Below are 22,375 nucleotides of genomic sequence, written 5' to 3' on the forward strand. Positions count from 1 at the left end.
CGCACCACCCGTCTGCGTCCTTCGCGCCTCCGCGCGCAAACCCCTCCCCAGGAGCGTCCGTATGATCCCCGCCCTCCTCCTGCTCGCGCAGGCAGCCGACCCCATCGCCGCGACGATCGCGACCATGTCGCCCGAGCGCAAGGCGGCACAGCTGCAAAGCACCGCCCCCGCCGATCCCGCCGCCGGCCTGCCCGCCTACGATTGGTGGAGCGAGGGGCTGCACGGCCTCGCCCGTGATGGCTATGCGACTGTCTTCCCGCAGGCGATCGGCCTCGCCGCGACGTGGGATGTCGCGGTCATGGATCGCGTCGGCACGATCGTCAGCACCGAGGCGCGCGCCAAGTTCAACGCCCGCCCCGTCGCGGCGGACCGCCGCATCTACGAAGGGCTGACGATCTGGTCGCCCAACATCAACATCTTCCGCGATCCGCGCTGGGGCCGCGGGCAGGAGACCTATGGCGAGGACCCGTATCTCACCGGCTCGCTTGGCGTCGCCTTCATCCGCGGGCTGCAAGGTCCCAATCCGTTGCAGCCGCGCGTCGTCGCCACGCCCAAGCATTTCGCCGTCCACAGCGGTCCCGAGGCGGGCCGCGACAGTTTCGACGTCGATCCCAGCCCGCAGGATCTCGAGGCGACCTATCTTCCCGCCTTCCGCCGCGCGATCACCGAGGGCAAGGCGACATCGCTGATGTGCGCCTATAACAGCATCCACGGCGTGCCGGCCTGCGCCGCCTCGTGGCTGATGAACGATCGCCTGCGTCACGATTGGGGGTTCACCGGCTTCACCGTCTCGGATTGCGACGCGGTCGGCAACATCAGCGTCTATCACCATTACCGCCTCGACGCGGCGGCGTCTGCGGCGGCGGCGGTCCGCGGCGGCACCGACGTCAATTGCGGCAATGCCTATGCCGCGCTGCCGCAGGCGCTCGCCAAGGGTCTCGTCACCCAGGCCGAGGTCGACACCGCGCTCACCCGCGCGCTGCGCGCCCGGCGCGCGCTCGGCATCGCCTTCGGTGGTACCAGCCCTTACAGCACGATCCCGGCGAGCGAGGTCGCCACGCCCGCGCACCACGCCGCCGCGCTCGATGCCGCGCGCAAGTCGATCGTGCTGCTCCAGAACACGGCCGGCCGCCTGCCGCTCAAGGCCGGTACGAAGCTCGCGGTGATCGGTGCCAATGCCGACGACCTCGGCGTGCTCCAGGGCAATTACCACGGCACCGCGGTTGCGCCGGTCACCCCGCTGCAAGGGCTGCGCACCCGCTTCGGCGCCGCCAACGTCGCTTATGCGCAGGGCTCGATACTCGCCGAGACCGCGGCGGTCGTCATCCCCGAAACCGCCTTGCGTGCCGACGGCAAGCCCGGCCTGCGCGCCACCTACACCGGCGGCACCGGCGCCCCGACCGTCCGTCAGGACCGCCGTGTCGACCTCGACGTCAACCGCGCGCCGCCCGCCCCCGGCCTGCCCGCGGTCGGCTATACCGCGCGCTGGACCGGCGAGTTCGTGCCGCCCGGCCCCGGCCGCTACCATCTCGTGCTCGATCAGGCGCAATGCTGGAAGGACTGCAAGGTCCACGACCGCGCGCGGCTGACGCTCGGCGGCAAGACGCTGCACGACGGCGACCTGCCCAAGGGCCGCGTCGATGTCGTCATCGACAGCGACGGCAGGCCGCAGCCGATCGACATCCTGCTCGATCACCGGTCGGAGGACGACAGCTTCCGCCTGATGTGGCTGCCGCCCGCCGAGCCGTTGCTGGCGGAGGCGGTCGCCGCGGCGAACCAGGCGGATGTCGCCGTCGTCGTCGCCGGCCTGTCGCCCGATCTGGAGGGCGAGGCGCTGTCCGTCTCGGTTCCCGGCTTCGTCGGCGGCGACCGCACCGACATCGCGCTGCCCGCGCCGCAGCTTCGCCTGCTCGCCGCGCTCAAGGCGACCGGCAAGCCGATCGTCCTCGTCCTGAGCAGCGGCAGCGCCGTGTCGGTCGATCCCGCCGCCGCCGACGCGATCCTCGCCAATTGGTATGCGGGCGAAGCGGGCGGCACCGCGCTCGCCGACGTGCTGTCCGGCGCCGTCAACCCGGCCGGGCGCCTGCCGGTGACGCTCTACCGCACCACCGCCGATCTGCCCGCCTTCACCGATTACGGCATGAAGGAGCGCACCTACCGCTATTTCACCGGCACGCCGCTGTGGGGCTTCGGCCATGGCATGAGCTACACCAGCTTCCGCTACGCCCGGCCGCGCGGCCCCGCCTCGGTGGCGGCGGGCGGCGACCTGCGCGTCGAGGCGAGCGTGACCAACACCGGCCAGCGTGACGGCGAGGAGGTCGTACAGGCCTATCTCGTGCCGCCCGCGGTGGCCGGAACGGGTCCCACCACCCCCGTCCTGCAGCGCCAGCTCGTCGGCTTCCAGCGCGTGGCCGTCGCCCGCGGCAAGAGCGCGAAGGTCGCCTTCACGCTTGATCCGCGCGCGATGAGCATCGTCGACCGCGACGGTCGCCGCCACGTCGTCCCCGGTGCCTACCGCCTCTACGTCGGCGGTGGCCAGCCCGGCGACGGCGCCGGCCAATGGTTCGACTTCACCGTCACCGGCACCGACACGGAGCTGCCCAAGTGACGCGCACCCCCTCCAAGCCCACCCCGTCACCCCGGACTCGGTCCGGGGTCCACCCGTCGGCAGGCATATGGCCTGACCCTCATGTCGCGCTCCCCGCCGCAGAATGGACCCCGGGCAAAGTCCGCGGTGACGCCGCGGACGTGTCGCAAGGCCTCAACCGCCGCCACTTCCTCGCCGCGACCGCCGCGTCGGCGGCGACGCTCGCCACCCCCGCCTTCGCCGCGCCGCAACTCCCGTCGAAGCGCCCGGCGCTCGCCGACCGCCGCTTCACCAGCCCCGCGGTCGAGCGCGAACTCGCCCGCGTCTCGGCGAAGATCGGCGACGCCAAGCTGCGCTGGATGTTCGGCAATTGCTATCCGAACACACTCGACACCACGGTGCGCATGGGCGGCACCGCCGCCGCGCCCGACGCCTTCGTCCTCACCGGCGACATCCCCTGCCTGTGGCTGCGCGATTCCTCGGCGCAGGTGAAACCCTACCTCCACCTCGCCCCGCAGGCGCCCGAGCTGCGCCGGCTGGTCCGTGGCCTCATCGCGCGCCAGTCGCGCTGCATCCTGCTCGATCCCTATGCCAACGCCTTCATGGAGGACCCGACCGCCAGGTCGAACCTCGAATGGTCGCAGAAGGACGAGACCGAGATGAAGCCCGGCGTCGCCGAGCGGAAGTGGGAGATCGATTCGCTCTGCTATCCCATGCGCCTCGCGCACGGCTATTGGCGCGCCACCGGCGACGCCACGCCGTTCGACGCGACTTGGGCGGAAGCGGCCCGCGCGAGCATCCGCACCTTCCGCGAACAGCAGCGCAAGGACGGCCCCGGCCCCTATAGTTTCCGCCGTTCGGCGCCGCAGCCGACCGAAACCCTGTTGTGGGGCCATGGCAACCCGACGCGGCCGGTCGGCCTGATCCATTCGGGCTTCCGCCCCTCCGACGACGCCTGCCTCTACCCCTTCCTCATCCCGAGCAACCTGTTCGCCGTGACGGCCCTGCGCGAACTCGCCAGCGTCGCCAAAGAAGCACGTACTGACAATGACTTGGCGCAGTCCGCGACCGCCCTGGCGGCAGAGGTCGCGGCGGCGCTGAAGTCCCATGGCACGATGCGTCTGCGTGACGATCGTGAAGTTTGGGCCTATGAGGTCGACGGCTACGGCAACGCCGTCTTCATGGACGACGCCAACGTCCCCAGCCTCTCCGGCCTCGCCTATCTCGGCTGCGTCGACCCCGCCGATCCGCTGTGGCAGCGCACCCAGGCAGCGTGCTGGAGCGAGGCGAACCCGTGGTTCTTCCGCGGCAAGGCCGGCGAAGGCATCGGCGGCCCGCATGTCGGCGCCGGCCAGATCTGGCCGATGTCGCTCACCATCCGCGCGCTGTCGGCGACCGACGACGCCACCATCCGCGCCTGCCTCCGTGTGCTGCGCGACACCGACGGTGGCACCGGCTTCATCCACGAAAGCTTCGACCAGGACGATCCCGCCAAGTTCACCCGCAGCTGGTTCGCCTGGGCGAACGGCCTGTTCGGCGAGCTCATCCTCCATCTCGCCGCCACCCGACCCGCATTGCTGAAGGCGCCCCTATGATCTCCCGCCGCACCCTCCTCGCCGGCACCGCCGCCGCCGGCCTGCCGCTGCCCGCGCTCGCCGCCGCCCCGGCGCCCGCCGCCGCCAATCTGTTCATCGGCACCGGCGGCCACGGCCATACCTATCCCGGCGCAACGCTGCCCTTCGGCATGGTCCAGCTCAGCCCCGACACCGATGTCGAGCGCTGGGACGCCTGCTCGGGCTATCACCGCACCGACACGTCGATCATGGGCTTCAGCCATACGCATCTGTCGGGCACCGGCATCGGCGACATGCTCGACGTGCTCGTCGTGCCGACGCGCGGCCCGGTCCAGCTCCTGCCCGGTCCGCTCGACAACCCCGACGCGGGCTATCGCCAGCGCTTCACCGCCGAACATGCCGAGCCCGGCTATTACCGCGTCGCGCTGGAAAGCGGCGTCCGCGCCGAGCTGACCGTGACCGAACGGACCGGCTATCACCGCTACACCTTCCCCGCCGGCGCGGCGCACATCCTGATCGACCTGTCGCACCTCGTGCTCGACAAGAGCGACCAGCCGCCGCTCGTCACCGACGCCAGCCTGTCGCTCGATCCCGACGGCACGCTGACCGGCAGCCGCACCGTCCACCGCTGGGCCAAGGGCCGCCACATCCACTTCGCGCTCCAGACCTCGCGCGCGCCGAGCCGGATCACCCTCTACGGCGACGGCGACAGCGAACAGCCCGCCGGTGCCCGCGCGGTCAGGGGCATGCGCCTGAAGGCCGTGCTCCACTATGACGACGCCGGTGCCGCGCCGATCCTGATCCGCTGCGGCATTTCCGGCGTCGACGTCGCCGGTGCCCGCGCCAACCTCGCCGCCGAGGGCAGGAGCTGGGATTTCGACGCCGTCCGCCGCACCGCGCAAAGCGCCTGGGCGCGCGAGTTCGACGCGATGCGCGTCGAGGGCGGCACCGCCGACCAGCGCACCATCTTCGCCTCCGCGCTCTACCATGCGCTGATCGCGCCGACGCTCTTCTCCGACGTCGACGGGCGGTACATCGGCCTCGACCGCAAGCCGCACATGCTGCCGCGGGGAGAGGCGGCGTACAGCAGCTATTCGCTGTGGGACACGTATCGTGCGCTCCACCCGTTGCTCACCATCGTCGCCCCCGACAAGGCGCAGAGCCTCGTCGCCGACCTCATCCGCCAGACGCAGCAGAGCCCCTATGGCCCGCCGGTCTGGCCGTTGCAGGGGGTCGAGACCGGGACGATGATCGGCTGGCATGCGGTCTCCGTCCTCGCCGAGGCGCAGGCGAAGGGCATCGAGGCCGATTACGCCGCCGCCTGGCCCGCGATCGCCAAGCGCAGCTTCGACTTCACCGCCCCCGACCGCGACAACAGCAAGGGGCGGGACGTCTATGACGCCAAGGGCTATGTCCCCGCCGACGTCTGGTTCGAAAGCGTCAGCCGGACGCAGGAATATGCCTATGACGACTGGGCGTCGGCGCATCTCGCCCGCGCCGCCGGGCAGACCGCGGCCGCCGACCGGCTGCTGAAGCGCTCGGGCAACTGGCGCAACGTGATCGACGGCAAGGCCGGCTTCGCCAAGCCGCGCTTCGCCGACGGCCGCTGGTGGAGCCCCTACGACCCCGTCCAGCTCGGCCATATGCCCAAGCCGTGGTGGCGCGACTATACCGAGGCGAACGGCTGGCAGGCGACCTTCCTCAACCAGCACGACGTCTATGGCCTGATCGCCCATATGGGCGGCGACGCGGCGTTCGAGGCGCGGCTCGACGCGCTGTTCACCGCGCCCTCGACGCTGCCCGCCAACGCCCCGCCCGACATCAGCGGCCTCGTCGGCCAATATGCGCACGGCAACGAGCCCAATCACCACGTCGCCTACCTCTACGCCTACACCGGCGCGGCGTGGAAGACGCAGGCGATGGTCCGCCGCCTGTGCACCGAGATGTACAAGAACGACCCCGACGGCATCATCGGCAACGACGATTGCGGCCAGATGAGCGCATGGTTCGTGCTGTCGGCGCTCGGCTTCTATCCCGTCGATCCGGTCGAGGCGGCGTACGTCTTCGGCTCGCCGCTGTTCGAGCGCGCCGAGATCCGCCTGCCCGGCGGCAAGCGCCTGACGATCGAGGCGCCCGGCAACCGCGCCGACACGCCCTATGTTCGCGCAATCCGCCGCAACGGCAAGCCGTGGACGAAGAACTGGATCAGCCATGCCGAGCTGATGCAGGGCGGTCGCCTCACCTTCACGATGAGCGCCACGCCGGTGAAGAGCTTCGCCCAGGCCAAGGGGGATCGCCCGCCGTCCAACGGCCACGGTGCATCGTGACGATCCCGGTGTGGCTGCCAGGGCGAAACCTCTGCGCAGGTGACGCCCTCTCCGGTGTTCCCGCGAACGCGGTAACCCCGGGCCAGGCAGAGCAACGGGGGTTGCGCGCCTGACCCTGGGCTCCTGCCTGCGCAGGCGCCCATGATTTCAACGCCATCTATACTGGAGTCCGCCCGTGACCGACCTCAGCCGCCGCACCCTCATCGCCTCCGGCCTCGCCGCCACGGCGACCGCGACCGCGGTGCCCGCCTTCGGCGCCGCCGCGCCGGCCGGCGCCCCCGCCCCCTATGGCGCCACCCCGTCGCCGCGCCAGCTCGCCTGGCATCGGCGCGAGCGCTACGCCTTCGTGCATTTCTCGATCAACACCTTCACCAACCGCGAATGGGGCTATGGCGACGAAAGCCCGGCGCTGTTCAACCCGACCGACTTCTCGCCCGACCAGATCGTCGCGGCGGCCAAGGCGGGCGGCATGCGCGGCATCATCCTCACCGCCAAGCATCACGACGGCTTCTGCCTCTGGCCGACGATGCTCACCGACCATTGCATCCGCAACAGCCCGTACAAGGGCGGCAAGGGCGATATCGTCCGTGAGATGGAGCAGGCGACGCGCCGCGCCGGCCTCGCCTTCGGCCTCTATCTGTCGCCCTGGGATCGTAACCACCCCGAATACGGCCGCCCGGCGTACATCGATTACTATCGCAAGCAGGTGGTCGAGCTGTGCACGCGCTATGGCGAGTTGTTCGAATTCTGGTTCGACGGCGCCAATGGCGGCGACGGCTATTACGGCGGCGCCCGCGAAACCCGCAAGATCGACGCGCCGCGATACTATGACTGGCCGTCGATCATCGCGCTCGTCCACCAGCATCAGCCGATGGCCTGCACCTTCGATCCGCTCGGCGCCGATATCCGCTGGGTCGGCAACGAGGATGGCGTCGCCGGCGATCCCTGCTGGCCGACGATGCCCAACCACCCCTATGTCCAGTCGGAAGGCAATAGCGGCGTACGCGGCGGCGCCTTGTGGTGGCCGGCGGAAACCGACGTGTCGATCCGCCCCGGCTGGTTCTACCACCCCGACGAGGATGGCAAGGTCAAGAATCCGCAGCGGCTGATCCGCCTGCACGACGAATCGATCGCGCGCGGCACCAACCTCAACCTCAACCTGCCGCCCGACCGCCGCGGCCGCATCCCCGACCACGACGTCGCCGTCCTCAAGAGCTTCGGCGCCGCGCTCGAGGCGAGCTTCGCCACCGATCTCGCACAGGGTGCGGTCGCCTCGGCAAGCGACACCCGCGGCGCGGCGTTCGCGCCGGCCAAGGTGCTCGATGGCGATCGCGACACCTATTGGTCGACGCCGGACCGCGTCACCACGCCGACGCTGACGCTCGACCTGCCGCCGAACCGCAGCTTCGACCTGATCCGCCTCCGCGAGCATCTGCCGCTCGGCGTCCGCGTCACCCGCTTCGCGATCGAGGCGGAGGCCGCCGGCCGCTGGCAACGGCTCGCCGAAAAGACGGCGATCGGCGCACAGCGCATCATCCGCCTCGACGCGCCGATCACCGCACGCCGCATCCGGCTGGTGATCCTCGACGCGCCCGCCTGCCCGGCGATCGGCGAATTCGCGCTGTTCCGCAGCGTCGCGCCCGTCCCCGTCGCCGCGCCGCGCAGCAGCGACGCGACGCTGCTCTCGCCGCGCGGCTGGACGGTCGTCGCGGCGACCGCTCCCGGCGCCGAAGCGCTACTCGACGGCGACGGCGCGACGGTCTGGTCGCAGCCCGCGCCGACGACGACGCCGGCGAGCGTTACGCTGGACCTCGGCACCGCGCAGATGGTCGCGGGGTTCAGCCTCACGCCGTGGCGCCACCCCGACACGGCGAGCGCGCCGCCGCGCAGCTATCGTGCCGAGACCAGCGTCGACGGCAAGAGCTGGACCCGGGCGGCGGACGGCGAGTTCCAGAACATCGCCTATGCGCTGGCGACGCAGCGCATCCCCTTCGCCGCGCCGCGCACCGTCCGTTACCTCCGGCTGAGCTTCGCCGCGACCGCAGTGCCAGCGGCGAAACTGGCGATCGCGGACATCGGCGCCTTCACGCGCTGATCGCGCTGCGGGTGCGTGGCTCGCGCTGCGAGCGCGTGGGGCGCGCCACCCGCGCCTCACCCACCCGTCACCCCGGACTCGTTCCGGGGTCCACCGACCCGCAAGGGCACGGCAGGAGGCCCCGGCCGCGCGCCTCGCCGCAGAGTGGATCCCGGAACAAGTCCGGGGTGACGGGTGGGTGAGATGCGACCGATCGACACCAGCCGCCGGCGGCGCCGGCCGTTCGCCATGCGCGGTCGCCGCAACCCGCTCAGATCCCGCCCGCGAAGACCTCGCGCCCGCCGGCCTCCAGCGCCTGCGTCAGATCGGCGAGACACTGCGCCACCAGCGCCTCGTCGGCGCTGCGCACGACGAAATTCGCCCCCGTCCGCCCGTCGCGGAAGAACGGATAGGAGCCGATCGACACGCCCTCATGCGTCTTCTCGGCGTCGCGCAGCAGGTCGGCGACCTCGCTCTCGGCGACCCAGCAGCCGATCGTGCCCGACACCACCGGCCGCCCGCCCTCGAGCGTCCCGGTCAGCGCATCGAGCATCCCCGCGGTGATATGCGGCACCCCGGCCATGATGTAGATGTTGCCGATATGGATGCCCGGCGCGCCCGAGACGCGATTGGGGATCAGCCCCGCGCCCTCCGGCACCCGCGCCATCCGCGCCCGCGTCTCGGTCAGTCCGCCGCGCGTCGCGTAATAGCGTTCGAGCACCGCCATCGCCTCGGGATGATGCACCACGCCGACGCCCAGCGCCTCGGCGATCGCATCGACAGTGATGTCGTCGTGCGTCGGCCCGATGCCACCGGTGGTGAACAGATAGTCGTTGCGCGCGCGCAAGGTGTTGACCGCCTCGACGATCGCGCCGGTCCGGTCGGGCACCACGCGCACCTCGGCGAGGCGGATACCCTGCACGTTGAGCCAGCTCGCCAGCTGCGCGATATTCTTGTCCTGCGTCCGGCCGGAGAGGATCTCATCCCCGATCACGACCAGCGCGGCGGTCCAGATACGTTCCTGCTCCATGGCCCGGTCATAGCCTCGCAAAACCGCGCCGACCACGCTATATCGCGGCGATGACTGAATATGTGACCGTCACCTCCGACGCGCCGGAAGGGCGCACCGGCGCCATCAAGCTCCACGGCCCCGCCGCCTTCGCCGGCATGCACAAGGCCGGCCGCCTCGCCGCCGAGACGCTCGACATGCTGACGCCGCATATGGTGCCGGGCGTATCGACCGCCGAGCTCGACAAGCTGATCTACGATTTCATCGTCGCGCGCGACGGCGTGCCGGCGACGCTCGGCTATCGCGGCTATACTCATTCCACCTGCATCTCGATCAACCATGTCGTCTGCCACGGCATCCCGTCCGAGAAGACGCTGAAGTCGGGCGATATCGTCAATGTCGACGTCACCCCGATCGTCGACGGCTGGCATGGCGATTCGAGCCGCATGTACCTGATCGGCGACGTGCCGCTGAAGGCGCGCCGGCTGGTCGAGGTGACCTATGAATGCCTGATGCTCGGCATCGAACAGGCGCGACCCGGCAACCACATGGGCGACGTGGCCAACGCCATCCAGCGCCATGCAGAAAAGCATCGCTACGGCGTCGTCCGCGACTTCTGCGGCCACGGCCTCGGCCGCCTGTTCCACGACGCGCCCGAAGTCGTCCATGTCGGCAAGCCCGGCACCGGCCCGGAACTCAAGCCCGGCATGATCTTCACGATCGAGCCGATGATCAACATCGGCCGCCCCGACGTGAAGCTGCTCGACGACGGCTGGACGGCGGTGACGCGCGACCGCTCGCTGTCGGCGCAGTTCGAACATTCGATCGGCATCACCGAAGACGGCTGCGAGATCTTCACCACCTCCCCCGCCGGATACCACCAGCCGCCCTATCAGTGAGCGAGGCCACTCACCCGCTCGACGCGCCGGTCTGGCAGGCGCTCACCACACGGCAGGCGGCGCTGGCGCGGGGTGACCGTAGCGCGCGGCGGATCGACCCCGATTACGGCCTGTTCGCCGCGGTCGCCACGCATGATCCCGACAGCCATGCCGCGCTTGCCGGTCTCGTCGCACCGGGTGAGACGATCGGGCTGTTCGAGCTGGCGCCCCCCGCCGCCCTGCCCGGTTTCCGCCGCACGCTGACGGCGTGCTGTGTGCAGATGGTCGCCGCCGATCCCCCGCCCTCCGCGACCGACGCGCTACCACTCGGCGATGCCCATGCCGCGGAGATGATCGCGCTTGCCGAACTGACCCGGCCCGGCCCCTTTTTCCGCCGCACGCATTGCTTCGGCGGCTTCCTCGGTATCCGTATCGACGGCCGGCTCGCGGCGATGGCCGGCACGCGGCTGGCGCTGCCCGGCTATCGCGAGGTCAGCGGCGTCTGTACGCATCCCGATTACCGCGGTCGGGGCCTTGCCGCCGGCCTGATCGCCGCAGTCGCCGGCGCCATCCATGCCGCCGGCGATACGCCCTTCCTCACCAGCTATGCCAACAATGCCGGCGCGATCGCGCTCTACCGCCGGCTCGGCTTCGTGCCACGCGAGGAGATCGTCCTCAGCCTGTTCGAACGACACTAATTCATTCCGTTCGGACCCTTGCGGCAAGGCCTGCGTTGGCAGCGGCTTACCGGAAAAGGCATAGACATGACCAAACAGGCATTGATCGTCGGCGCGAGCGGCATCGTCGGCAGCGCGACCGCCGCGCTGCTCGTCGAACAGGGCTGGACCGTCCACGGCCTCGCCCGCCGGCCCGGCGACCAGCCCGGCGTACAGCCGGTCGCCGCCGACCTGCTTGACGCTGCCGGCACCGCCGCCGCGCTTACCGGCATCCGCCCCGACGCGGTGTTCGTGACCACCTGGCTGCGTCAGGACAGCGAGGCGGAGAATATCCGCGTCAATTCGGCGATGGTTCGCAATTTGCTTGACGGGCTGCGCGCCAACAATGCCGCCGTAGGTCACGTCGCGCTCGTCACCGGCCTGAAGCATTATCTCGGGCCGTTCGAGGCCTATGGCAAAGGCGCGCTGCCGCAGACGCCGTTCCGCGAGGAACAGGGGCGGCTCGACGTCGAGAATTTCTATTATGCGCAGGAGGACGAGGTGTTCGCCGCGGCGGAGCGCGACGGCTTCAGCTGGAGCGTCCACCGCCCGCACACCGTCATCGGCAAGGCGGTCGGCAATGCGATGAACATGGGCACCACGCTTGCCGTCTATGCCACGCTGTGCCGCGAGACGGGGCGGCCGTTCCGCTTCCCCGGCTCGGCCGCGCAATGGGACGGGCTCACCGACATGACCGACGCGGGCCAGCTCGCGAAGCATCTGCTCTGGGCGGCGACCACCCCCGCGGCGGCGAACGAGGCATTCAACGTCGTCAACGGCGACGTCTTCCGCTGGAGCTGGATGTGGAGCCGCATCGCCGACTGGTTCGGGCTTGAGGCCGCGCCGTTCGACGGCAGCGTGCAGCCGCTCGAAACGCAGATGGCGGACGATGCCGACGTCTGGCGCCGCATCGCCGAGCGTGAGGGGCTCGCCGAGCCGGATCTCGCCCGCCTCGCCTCGCCCTGGCATACCGACGCCGATCTCGGCCGGCCGATCGAGGTCGTCACCGACATGTCGAAGAGCCGCCGCCTCGGCTTCACCGCCTATCAGCCGACCGACGACGCCTTCTTCGCGTTGTTCGAGCGGCTGCGCGCCGATCGGCTGATCCCCTGACCGTCGGGACCTTCTCATGAGCGATGATCGCCCCGACAAGGGCCGCGCCGTCCCCAGCGGCCGGCTCTCGCGCCTCGGCGCTTTCGGGCGCCTCGCCGCGGGGGTCGGCGGCGGTGTCGTCGCGGAGGGCGCGCGGCGACTCGCGGCGGGCGAGCGGCCGCGGATGGGCGACCTGCTGCTCACCCCGGCCAATGCGACGCGCGTCGCCGACCAGCTCGCGCATCTGCGCGGCGCGGCGATGAAGCTCGGCCAGATGATCTCGATGGACGCGGGCGACATGCTCCCGCCTGAGCTGGCGACGATCCTCGCGCGGCTGCGCAACGACGCACATCATATGCCGCCGGCACAGCTCGACACGGTGCTCGCGCGGGAATGGGGCCGCGACTGGCGCCGCCGCTTCGCGCATTTCCAGGCGCATCCGATCGCCGCCGCCTCGATCGGTCAGGTCCACCGCGCCCGCCTGCCCGACGGTCGCGAACTGGCGATCAAGGTCCAGTATCCCGGAGTCATGCAAAGCATCGATGCCGACGTCGACAATGTCGCGACGCTGCTCCGCGTCTCCGGCCTGCTGCCCAAAGACCTCGACGTGTCGCCGCTGCTGGGCGAGGCCAAGCGCCAGTTGCACGAGGAAGCGGACTATCTGCGCGAGGGCGCGATGATGACGCGCTATCGCGACCTGCTCGCCGACGATCCCGCCTTCGTCCTGCCCGAGCTCTACCCTGATCTGACCACCCACAACGTGCTCGCGATGACCTATGTCGCCGGCGTGCCGATCGAGACGCTCGAGGCGGCTGAGCAGCCGGTGCGTGACGCGGCGATGCACAGCCTGATCGCGCTGGTGCTGCGCGAACTGCTCGACTGGGGACTGATGCAGACCGACCCCAATTTCGCCAATTACCGCTGGCAGCCGGAGACCGGCCGGATCGTCCTGCTCGACTTCGGTGCCGCGCGCGCGGTGCCGGCGGCGACCGCGGAGGGCTATCGCCGGCTGCTCGCCGCCGGCCTGTCGGGGGACCGCGACGCGGTCCGCGAGGCGGCGATCGCGGCGGGCTTCCTCGGCGCGGCGGCGGCGGCGCGGCACCGGCCGCTGGTCGACACGATGATCGACGTCATCCTCGGCGAACTCAACCGCCCCGGCCCGTTCGACTTCGGCGACCGAGCCTTCGTCGGCGTCGTCCGCGAACAGGGCATGGAGATGGCACAGGACCGCGCCACCTGGCACCTGCCGCCCGCCGACACGTTGTTCGTCCAGCGCAAGATCAGCGGCACCGCGCTTCTGGCGGCACGATTGAATGCCCGGGTGGACATCCGTGCGATGGTCGACGGGCGGGTCTAAGCCTGCAGTTCACCCGGGACTAAGTCGCCCCCTAAAGTGCTCCTGCGAAAGCAGGAGCCCAGGAGTCCCGAACGACACGAGACGTTGCTTTGCCTGGCCCAAGGCTCCTGCGTTCGCAGGAGCACGGTGCTGCTCCACCGGCAAAGCGACGCTAACGGAGGTCCCGGCCCGTTCCCGCCCCCCGCGGCGAGGAGTACGGCCTAGGGGGCACGACATCCAATCAAAGTCCTCCCCCGCTAGGGGGAGGTGGCATGCCGAAGGCATGACGGAGGGGGAGGAAACGCAACGCAAGACGTCACTTACCTCCCCCTCCGTCACGGCTTCGCCGCGCCACATTGCCGGGGAAGACCATTCGTGAAATACCGAACGTCGATCCGCCGCAAGGCTCAAGGCCGTGCGCCTGCGCCCAGACGCCCCCACAAACGTCCCCGGTGGCGATCGTCCCGACCATCAGGGGCGGCACCACCGGCACCGCCCCCCGCCCGCTCATCGGATGTCGAGCATCACCACCGACTTGGCCGGTAGCGTCACCGACAAGGTTCCGCCCGACAGCGTCGCGCCGGTGAACGCCACCGGCTTCACCACGTCGGGCGCATCGAAGGTGTTGTGCGCGTCCATCGTCGCGCCGGTCAGGATCCGCCCGGTGACGCTCCCCCCGGTGATCCCGGCAAGCTGCACCTGCACCGTCGCCGGCTGGTTGGGATCGACGTTGGTCAGCGCGACATGCACCACCCCGTCGGTCCCGCGCACCGCGCTCGAACTCACCGCGCGCAGTTCGTGGCCGCCGTTCTTGTACCAATGCGAGCTGACTTCGACCGGCAGCACGGTCCCGTCCTGATAGCCCTTGTACAGGTCAAACACCCAATAGGTCGGCGTCTTCACCATGCGATTGCCGTCGGTCAGCAGCATCGCCTGCAACACGTTGACCATCTGCGCGATATTGGCGCCGCGAACGCGGTCGGCATGGCGTGCGAAGATGTCGAGGTTGAGGCTCGCCACCACCGCGTCGCGCAGGCTGTTCTGCTGGTAGAGGAAGCCCGGATGCGATCCCGGTTCCTGATCGTACCACGTGCCCCATTCGTCGACGAGCAGCGCGACGCGCTTCTTGGGATCGTATTTGTCCATGATGCGGGAGTGGCCTTGCAGCAGCTCCTCCATCTTGACGGTCTTGACCAACGTCCGCGCCCAGGCCTCCTCGTCGAAGCCGGTGGCCGCGCCCTTCTTCTCCCAGTTCCCGGGGACGGTGTAATAATGCACGCCGATGCCGGAGAAGGCGTTGCCCGCCTTCTGCATCATCACCTCGGTCCAGTTATAATCCTCGGCATTGGCGCCGCTCGCCACCTTCATGATCGGCACGCCGTCGGGCACCTTGACGAAGGTCGCATAGCGGCGGGTTTCGTCGGCGGCATATTCGGGCGCCATATTGCCGCCGCAGCCCCACAATTCGTTGCCGATGCCGAACATCGGCACCTTCCAGGGCTCCTTGCGGCCGTTGGCGGCGCGCTCCTTGGCGAGCGTCGAGCCGGTCGGCGAGGTCATATATTCGACCCATTCCGCCATCTCGCGCGGCGGTGCCGAACCAACGTTGCCCGAGACATAGGCTTCGGCGCCGAGCAGTTCGGAATAATCCATGAACTCGTGCGTGCCGACCGCATTGTCCTCGGTCACGCCACCCCAATTGGTGTTGACCTTGACCGGGCGCTTGCTGCGCGGGCCGATGCCTTCGCGCCAGTGATATTCGTCGGCGAAACAGCCGCCTGGCCAGCGCACGACGGGCACCTTGATCGCCTTCAGCGCCTCGATCACGTCGGTGCGATAGCCGCGGACGTTGGGGATCTTGCTGTTCGGACCGACCCAGATGCCGCCATAGATGCCGGTGCCGAGATGCTCGGCGAACTGGCCGAACAGGCGCTTGTCGTATTTGGGACCGGGATGATCGCCGCGTACCGACACCGTGTCGGGCAGGGCCGCCGCCTGCGGCGCGGCCTGCTGCGCGGCAGCGCCACCGGATACCAGAACCGCCAATGCGGAACAGAACAACAGCCTCGACATCACCTTCATCGCTCTCCCCTGACGCGTCCCAGCGCGTGATGGCCTAGTGCTATCCCGCCATCACGCATTCGTCAATTTGCCGGACAAATGGGCGGCCGGTACGGCGAAGCGCCCGCGCGACGCGCGGAATGATAGGCGCGCGGCGCGAAGAACGTGCTACGCTCGGGGCATATGCCAGCCTGCTCTGTCACCAGCCGAACGCCGCTCGCGGCGACCCATCGACCGGCGGCGGGGCGGCCGCGCGTATGACGGACCTCAGCGGCCGCCGAATCCTGATCGTCGAGGATGAATATCTCGTCGCGGACGACCTCGCCCGGGACCTGCGCAACCTCGGGGCGGAGATCGTCGGCCCGGTCGGCACGCTGAGCGCCGCGGTGTCGCTGCTGCGGAGCGGGACGCCGCTCGACGGTGCGGTGCTCGATATCAACCTGCACGGCGAGATGAGCTATCCGGTGGCGGCGCTGCTCGTCGAGACCGGTACGCCGTTCCTGTTCGTGACCGGCTATGATTCGTGGACGATCGACGATCGCTACCGCGACGTGCCGCGCTACGAAAAGCCGGTCCATTCGACCGATGTGGTCGCGGCGCTGTTCAGGAACTGAGCATCCACGGCACGCGACCGCGCCACGCCTCACTCCTACAAAAGCCGGCCAGCAGCCCGGAAATCACGTCCGCGGGACATACGAAAAGGGGCGCCGCAGCGCCCCTTCCAGCCTCACACCCGTCCGCGCCGCGCTTCCGCTTGCCGCGCCGAGGCGATCGTATCGACCACCAGTTCGTAGAAGGCGGGGGAATAGCCCGATGCGAGGAACGCCTTCACCTCCGCCGAGGCGATGGCATAGCCGCGCTTCCAGCTCAGCACCGCGATCCGGCGCAGCGCCTCGAGCTTGGGATCGGCGAGTTGCGGGCTGATCCGCACGCCGAACAGCAGCCCCAGCCAGCGCGTCAACCGGCCCGGCTGGCGCAGCGTCGACAGGCCGTCCTGCCGCGCGATCCCGATCACCGAACGCTCAAGCTCCGTCAGCACCGGCCGTTCCTCCTCAGCAGCCTGCGCCAGCGGCGCTGTTTCCGACACCGCGACGGGGCGCGACACGGGCGCGCTCACCCGCGCGTAACCGGCGTTGCCCGGTTCGGCAAAAGCAAGAAAAGCCATGGCGTCACTCCCTTCTCGACATCGCAAGCCAGCACCCCGCATCCATGGCGATGCAGACCGATAACCACGATTTGTTGCACCCCTTTTGCCGCCGCGCTGCGATCGGCATCCAGGTGGTTCCGTCCGACCGCCGCGATCCCCTCGCCGCCATCTTCTATACTGGTTGGTATAAAAGCAGCGTCTGCGGTCGTCAACGGCTTTTATACCGGTCGGTAGAGAAATTGACGGCGGGGGATACCGGTGCGGCGCGAGGCGTTGGCTTTTCGAGAGATCAGGAGGTTTCCATGCCCGACACGCCCCATGACGCCGCCCGCGACCCCAAGGTCGACCCCGAGCGCGACCCGAGCGCCAACCCGTTCGATCGGCCCGACGGCCATTACGGGCAGGACTATCACGTCGACCAGGAAGCCGCGCTGGGCGCGCAATTCCCCAGCGGCACCGTTGCCGCACGCCCCGGCGACCCGGCACCGCCGCATGATCCGGCGATCCCGCCCGACAACGGCCGCCGCGCCTCCTTCGACCCAAAGACCGGCGAGGTCCACGGCAGCGGTGCCGGCGCCGGCGGCGGCAATCCCGGCGAGGATTTCGACTCGGATTCGGCGACAGGCGACGGCTATCCCGTCACGGGCGGCGAAGGCCGGCCCAAGGGTGCCGACGCCGATTTGGGGCCGGGCCACGTCAGCGAATAGAGCATGAGCCTGGTGTAGGGCGCGCGCGGATAGGACCATTTGCGCCAGTCCGCAGCCGTCCGAACCCGCCTAGCCCCCTGACGCGTTCCGGCTCCAACGTGCCCGGACAAGCAGGCGTTTGCCCCCGCGCGGCGGGGACCGTCACTTCAGCGGTACGATGACCTCGTCGGGGTGCGCGACGTTGAGTTCCTTGCGCACCATCTCATCGACCATATCCGGGTTGGCGTGGTCGGGATCGAGCAACGCCACCCGGTTCTTCAACACCGCGCGCTTCTGGTCGAGCAGCGCATATTGTTTCTCGCGCCGCACCAGCTGCTTCTTATAGTCGCCATAAGCGAGGATGCCGTTCGGGCCGAGCACCGCATAGGCGCCGAAGAACGCCATGATCGTCAGCCCGAGCGCTGGAAAGGCGGCACGGCGCATGGTCCGGGCAAAAGCCGAAGGTCTTTTTCCGCGTGCCGCCATGCCGTGCATCCTCGCCTGCCGTTCCCGCCGGATCAAGCCTTCAGAACGTCGCGACCAGCATAACGTGCCGAATCGCCCAGCTCTTCCTCGATGCGGATCAGCTGGTTGTACTTGGCGAGCCGGTCCGACCGGGCGAGCGAGCCAGTCTTGATCTGCCCGCAGTTGGTCGCGACCGCGAGGTCGGCGATCGTCGCATCCTCGGTCTCGCCCGACCGGTGGCTCATCACCGCCGTGTAGCGCGCGCGCTGCGCCATCGACACCGCTTCCAGCGTCTCGGTCAGCGTGCCGATCTGGTTGACCTTCACCAGCAGCGAATTGGCATAGCCGCCCTCGATGCCGCGCTTCAGCCGCTTCGGATTGGTGACAAACAGATCGTCGCCGACCAACTGGACCGTGTCGCCGATCAGGTCGGTGAGCGCCTTCCAGCCCTCCCAATCGTCCTCGCTCATGCCATCCTCGATCGAGAAGATCGGATAGCGGCGGGTGAGGTCGGCAAGATATTCGGCCATCGCGCCGCTTTCGAGCACCTTGCCCTCGCCCGAGATATTGTAGCGGCCGTCCTTGTAGAATTCGGTCGCGGCGCAATCGAGCGCCAGCATCACGTCGTCGCCCGGCGTATAACCCGCCTTCTCAATGCTCTGCATGATGAAGCCGAGCGCCTCCTCGGTCGAGGCGATGTTCGGCGCGAAGCCGCCCTCGTCGCCGACGCCGGTCGCCAGCCCCTTGTCGTGCAGCGCCTTCTTCAGCGTGTGGAAGATCTCCGAGCCGCAGCGGACCGCCTCGACGATGTTCGCGGCGCCGACGGGGACGATCATGAACTCCTGGAAGTCGATCGGATTGTCGGCATGCTCGCCGCCGTTGATGATGTTCATCATCGGCACCGGCAGCACGTGCGCCGAGACGCCGCCGACATATTTGTAGAGCGGCATGCCGCGCGCTTCCGCCGCGGCCTTGGCGGCGGCGAGGCTGACGCCGAGGATCGCATTGGCGCCCAGCCGGCCCTTGTTCTCGGTGCCGTCGAGTTCGATCATCGCCGCGTCGAGATCGGCCTGATCCTCCGCGTCGAGCCCGAGCAGCGCCTCGACCAGCTCGCCGTTGACCGCTTCGATCGCCTCGTCGACGCCCTTGCCGCCCCAGCGGCTCTTGTCGCCGTCGCGCTTCTCGACCGCCTCATGCGCACCGGTCGAGGCGCCCGAGGGCACCGCCGCGCGGCCGAAGCTGCCGTCCTCCAGCAGCACATCGACCTCCACCGTCGGGTTGCCCCGGCTGTCGAGGATCTGGCGGCCATGGATGTCGATGATTGCGGTCACGTAACGATGCTCCTACCTCTGGGGCGTAATGCGCGGTCTCTACCGCGCCGGCCGGGTCGCGGCAATCTCCTCCACCGCGAGGGAACCGTGCCGGTCGGGCCGGGGTTGAGCGTGTCGAACTTAGGAAAGGGCGAGCCATGGCCGATACCGATTTCACGACCATCACCGACGGCGACACCAATGCCGCCGATGTCACCGACGCCCCGGCGAGCAAGACCGACCAGGCCAAGCAGACGGTGAAGGACTATTCGTCCAAATATGGCGCGCAGGCCACCGACAAGATCCGCTCCTTCGCCGACACCGGCAAGGAACGCGCGGTCGGCGGCCTCGACCAGCTGTCGCAGCTGATCAACGACGCCGCCGCGCAGGTCGATGACAAGCTCGGCGCGCAATATGGCGAATATGCCCGCACCGCCGCCGGCGCCGTGTCCAACTTCGCCGAACAGCTGAAGGGCAAGGACACCGAGGAGCTGCTCGACGAGGCACGCGAATTCGTTCGCAAGAGCCCCGGTGTCGCGGTCGGCGTTGCTGCCGCGCTCGGCTTCGCGGTCGCCCGCCTCGTCCAGTCCGGCATCGACGGCAACAAGGCCTGATCGACCCCATGGCGACGATCCACCCGATGACCGAGGACGAGAGCATCGCGACGCTCGTCACGCAGCTCGTCGATGACGCGCGCGGCCTGGCGAGTGCCGAGGTGGCGCTTGTCAAGGCGCGCGTCGGCGAACGCACCAGCGCCTACAAGAATGCGGCGATCTTCTTCGTCGTTGCCGGGGTGCTGGCGCTCGCCGGGCTGATCGCACTGCTCGTCGGGCTGATCCTCAGCCTGGCGACGCTGATCGGGCCGGGGCTCGCCACCGCAGCGGTGGTGATCGGGGTGTTCGCGATCGCCGGCGTGCTGGCGATCATCGGCAAGGGCCGGCTCGCGCCGGGCGCGCCGCGATGAGCGCGCCCGAACCGACGCTTCGTCTCGCCGAGGCGGAGGCCGAGGCCATTGCGGCGCGCGAACGGCTCAACGCCACGCTCGGCAAGCTGCAGGTGCGGCTCAACCCGCGCACGCTCGCGCTCCAGGCGGCGCGCGAGATCAGCGACAAAAGCGGTGCCGCGGCGCAGGCGAGCCTCAACACCGCGGTGCGCAATCCCGGTGCCGTCGCCGGCGCCACCGCGGTTGCCGGCCTGTTCCTCGCCCGTCACCGCATCGCCGCGCTGTTCCGCCGCAAGCCCAAGCACAAGCCTGGCCACCGCGACCATGAACCCGGTCTCGGCCCGCAGCACTGATCGCCGCCCATTGACCATAGCGCCCCCGCACGAAGGATAGACGCATGACCGACACCCACGACATCCATGCCCGTATCGACGATGCCAAGCATGTCGCCACCGACGCCGCACGCCGCACCGCCGATGCGGTCGAGCACAATCCGCTCGCCATCGTCGCCGGTGGCCTGGCGATCGGTGCGCTTGCCGGCGCATTGATCCCGCGTTCGGAGAAGGAAAAGGAGCTGCTCGCGCCGATTGGCCGGACGCTCGGCGAACGCGCCCGCGGCGCGATCCAGGCCGCTCGCGAGGCCGGTGCCAGCGAGTTGCAGAACGCCGGCCTGTCGAAGGACGCGGCCAAGGATCAGGTGAAGTCGCTGTTCCAGGGCATCGCCAAGGCGGCGACGACCGCCGGCTCGGCCGCGGTCAAGACCGCCGCCAACAAGGGCTGATGCCTCCGCGGCGCCGCCGGCCAGTCCGGCGGCGTCGTTCGCTGGCGTCGGGGGTTCAATATCGCGGCGCAACACGCTAGGGCGCTGGGCTTGACCCTCACACCCGGGATACGCGCATGAGCAAGCTCCACCTCGTCTTCGGCGGCCGCGTCAAGGACCCCCGCACCCTCGAATTCGCGGACCCTTCGCAGCTTGAGATCGTCGGCATCTTCGCCGATTATGCCAGCGCCGAAAAGGCGTGGCGCGCCAATGCGCAGCGCACCGTCGACGATGCCGAGATGAAGTTCGTCGTCGTCCACCTCCACCGCCTGCTCGAGCCTGAGCTGCTGGCGCCGCCGGCGGCGTGAGGTACCGGGTGGTCGGATAGGCCGCCCTCTTCCCAACACCATCGTCATCCCCGCGCAGGCGGGGATACAGAACCGCTGACGGTCGCGATGCAGCGGCACGGTTAGTGCGTATAAGTCCCTGTCGTCACGAAAGGAATGTTATCTACCTCTCCGCCGCGGCAGGGCTATCGCATGGCTGAAGTGAGGTTCGATCGGCATCCTCATCATCTCCGTCACCCCGGACTCGTTCCGGGGTCCACCCTGCGGCGGGGAGAGAGGCTTGAGGCCGCAGCGCTCCCTTGCGGCCCGGTGGACCCCGGAACAAGTCCGGGGTGACGGGGCGCGTTCGAAAGCCGTCGAGCTAAAAGGGGATGCTCATAGGCAATCCCCTGCCCGACACGGATTGCCGAGTCGAACGGCCCACGGCCGCTCGAGGTCAAGCCAGCCGCACGACCGACTCTCCCCTCCCGCTAAACCGCGGAAGTAAGCACCGGCCGCACGCGCAGGCCAACCAAATCAGATGAATTCGACCTTCGACACCACATAATAGCGGTCGCCGGCCGGCACCGAGACCTCGATCTCGTCATCCACCCGGCGCCCGATCAGCGCACGGCCGAGCGGCGAATTGTACGAGATGCGGCCGGTCTTGGCATTCGCCTCGGTCTGGCCGACGATCTGGTACTTCACCGGCTTGTCGTCATCGTCGAGCAGCGTCACGGTCGCACCGAACACCACCTTGTCGCCCGACAGATCGCGAGGATCGATGATCTGCGCGCGGCTCAGCTTGTCCTCGATGTCGGCGATCGACGCCTCGATCTGGCCCTGCCGCTCCTTGGCGGCGTGGTATTCGGCGTTTTCCGACAGGTCGCCGTGCGCGCGTGCTTCCTCGATCGCGTCCACGATCTGGGGACGCTCCGTTTTCAGACGCTTCAGGTCCGCGGTGAGCGTGTCATAGCCCTCCTGGAGCATCGGCATCTTTTCGACGGTCGCCATATCTACGTCCCCAATTCACTCATACCCCGCGGCGGGCCTTTCCGGCCCGCCCCGCACATCACGTCATTAT

General features: G+C 69.2%; 21 protein-coding genes. 15 read left to right on the forward strand and 6 right to left on the reverse strand.

Going from position 1 to position 22,375, the window contains the following annotated elements; genetic code table 11:
* The first annotated feature begins 61 nt into the window (after window positions 1-61).
* The 4 genes from HD841_RS15350 to HD841_RS15365 all read left to right on the forward strand — a co-directional run bounded on the left by HD841_RS15350 (window position 62) and on the right by HD841_RS15365 (window position 8,583).
* Complete coding sequence (locus HD841_RS15350; RefSeq protein WP_179509775.1) at window positions 62-2,608, forward strand: glycoside hydrolase family 3 C-terminal domain-containing protein; 2,547 nt, start codon at window positions 62-64, stop codon at window positions 2,606-2,608.
* Window positions 2,609-2,748: 140 nt separating this feature from the next.
* Window positions 2,749-4,182: a glycoside hydrolase family 125 protein gene (locus HD841_RS15355; protein ID WP_179509776.1), complete on the forward strand. Its 1,434-nt coding sequence runs from the start codon at window positions 2,749-2,751 to the stop codon at window positions 4,180-4,182.
* Entirely contained in the window at window positions 4,179-6,488 is a 2,310-nt protein-coding gene (locus tag HD841_RS15360) for a GH92 family glycosyl hydrolase (protein ID WP_179509777.1), read from the forward strand. Before HD841_RS15355 ends, HD841_RS15360 begins: the two co-directional genes overlap by 4 nt.
* A 175-nt stretch (window positions 6,489-6,663) precedes the next feature.
* Window positions 6,664-8,583, forward strand: a complete 1,920-nt coding sequence (locus HD841_RS15365; protein ID WP_179509778.1) for an alpha-L-fucosidase — start codon at window positions 6,664-6,666, stop codon at window positions 8,581-8,583.
* Window positions 8,584-8,833: 250 nt separating this feature from the next.
* Here HD841_RS15365 and HD841_RS15370 read toward each other — a convergent pair whose 3' ends face one another.
* Window positions 8,834-9,592: a competence/damage-inducible protein A gene (locus tag HD841_RS15370; protein ID WP_179509779.1), complete on the reverse strand. Its 759-nt coding sequence runs from the start codon at window positions 9,590-9,592 to the stop codon at window positions 8,834-8,836.
* Window positions 9,593-9,642: 50 nt separating this feature from the next.
* On the opposite strand from HD841_RS15370, the gene map reads away from it, so the two are divergent.
* The 4 genes from map to HD841_RS15390 all read left to right on the forward strand — a co-directional run bounded on the left by map (window position 9,643) and on the right by HD841_RS15390 (window position 13,614).
* Window positions 9,643-10,470: a type I methionyl aminopeptidase gene (gene map / locus HD841_RS15375; RefSeq protein WP_179509780.1), complete on the forward strand. Its 828-nt coding sequence runs from the start codon at window positions 9,643-9,645 to the stop codon at window positions 10,468-10,470.
* Window positions 10,467-11,147 (forward strand): GNAT family N-acetyltransferase, encoded by a 681-nt coding sequence (locus HD841_RS15380; RefSeq protein ID WP_179509781.1) that lies wholly within the window; start codon window positions 10,467-10,469, stop codon window positions 11,145-11,147. Before map ends, HD841_RS15380 begins: the two co-directional genes overlap by 4 nt.
* A gap of 66 nt (window positions 11,148-11,213) precedes the next feature.
* Entirely contained in the window at window positions 11,214-12,278 is a 1,065-nt protein-coding gene (locus tag HD841_RS15385) for an SDR family oxidoreductase (protein WP_179509782.1), read from the forward strand.
* Window positions 12,279-12,294: 16 nt separating this feature from the next.
* Entirely contained in the window at window positions 12,295-13,614 is a 1,320-nt protein-coding gene (locus HD841_RS15390; protein ID WP_179509783.1) for an ABC1 kinase family protein, read from the forward strand.
* A 486-nt stretch (window positions 13,615-14,100) separates the two neighbouring features.
* Here HD841_RS15390 and HD841_RS15395 read toward each other — a convergent pair whose 3' ends face one another.
* Window positions 14,101-15,675, reverse strand: coding sequence for an alpha-N-arabinofuranosidase (locus HD841_RS15395; protein WP_179509784.1), 1,575 nt, complete (start codon window positions 15,673-15,675; stop codon window positions 14,101-14,103).
* 236 nt (window positions 15,676-15,911) lie between these two features.
* On the opposite strand from HD841_RS15395, the gene HD841_RS15400 reads away from it, so the two are divergent.
* Entirely contained in the window at window positions 15,912-16,268 is a 357-nt protein-coding gene (locus HD841_RS15400; protein ID WP_179509785.1) for a response regulator, read from the forward strand.
* A 113-nt stretch (window positions 16,269-16,381) separates the two neighbouring features.
* On the opposite strand, the gene HD841_RS15405 is transcribed toward HD841_RS15400, so the two are convergent.
* Window positions 16,382-16,819, reverse strand: coding sequence for a hypothetical protein (locus tag HD841_RS15405; RefSeq protein ID WP_179509786.1), 438 nt, complete (start codon window positions 16,817-16,819; stop codon window positions 16,382-16,384).
* Between the two features lie 284 nt (window positions 16,820-17,103).
* On the opposite strand from HD841_RS15405, the gene HD841_RS15410 reads away from it, so the two are divergent.
* Entirely contained in the window at window positions 17,104-17,508 is a 405-nt protein-coding gene (locus HD841_RS15410; RefSeq protein WP_179509787.1) for a hypothetical protein, read from the forward strand.
* Between the two features lie 141 nt (window positions 17,509-17,649).
* Here HD841_RS15410 and HD841_RS15415 read toward each other — a convergent pair whose 3' ends face one another.
* Window positions 17,650-17,931, reverse strand: coding sequence for an FtsB family cell division protein (locus tag HD841_RS15415; protein WP_257015642.1), 282 nt, complete (start codon window positions 17,929-17,931; stop codon window positions 17,650-17,652).
* Window positions 17,932-18,005: 74 nt separating this feature from the next.
* Window positions 18,006-19,283: a phosphopyruvate hydratase gene (eno, locus tag HD841_RS15420; RefSeq protein ID WP_179509788.1), complete on the reverse strand. Its 1,278-nt coding sequence runs from the start codon at window positions 19,281-19,283 to the stop codon at window positions 18,006-18,008.
* 137 nt (window positions 19,284-19,420) lie between these two features.
* On the opposite strand from eno, the gene HD841_RS15425 reads away from it, so the two are divergent.
* The 5 genes from HD841_RS15425 to HD841_RS15445 all read left to right on the forward strand — a co-directional run bounded on the left by HD841_RS15425 (window position 19,421) and on the right by HD841_RS15445 (window position 21,333).
* On the forward strand, window positions 19,421-19,876 hold the full coding sequence (locus tag HD841_RS15425; protein WP_179509789.1) for a hypothetical protein: 456 nt from the start codon (window positions 19,421-19,423) through the stop codon (window positions 19,874-19,876).
* Between the two features lie 8 nt (window positions 19,877-19,884).
* Entirely contained in the window at window positions 19,885-20,226 is a 342-nt protein-coding gene (locus HD841_RS15430) for a phage holin family protein (protein WP_179509790.1), read from the forward strand.
* Entirely contained in the window at window positions 20,223-20,558 is a 336-nt protein-coding gene (locus HD841_RS15435; protein ID WP_179509791.1) for a DUF3618 domain-containing protein, read from the forward strand. Before HD841_RS15430 ends, HD841_RS15435 begins: the two co-directional genes overlap by 4 nt.
* A gap of 44 nt (window positions 20,559-20,602) precedes the next feature.
* A complete protein-coding gene (locus tag HD841_RS15440; protein ID WP_179509792.1) occupies window positions 20,603-20,986 on the forward strand; it encodes a hypothetical protein in 384 nt (127 codons plus the stop codon).
* A 116-nt stretch (window positions 20,987-21,102) separates the two neighbouring features.
* Window positions 21,103-21,333 (forward strand): DUF4170 domain-containing protein, encoded by a 231-nt coding sequence (locus tag HD841_RS15445; protein ID WP_179509793.1) that lies wholly within the window; start codon window positions 21,103-21,105, stop codon window positions 21,331-21,333.
* Window positions 21,334-21,828: 495 nt separating this feature from the next.
* Here HD841_RS15445 and greA read toward each other — a convergent pair whose 3' ends face one another.
* Entirely contained in the window at window positions 21,829-22,305 is a 477-nt protein-coding gene (gene greA / locus HD841_RS15450; protein ID WP_037530161.1) for a transcription elongation factor GreA, read from the reverse strand.
* Window positions 22,306-22,375 lie beyond the last annotated feature (70 nt).

Source organism: Sphingomonas melonis (genome assembly GCF_013409985.1).
Taxonomy (GTDB): Bacteria; Pseudomonadota; Alphaproteobacteria; order Sphingomonadales; family Sphingomonadaceae; genus Sphingomonas; species Sphingomonas melonis_A.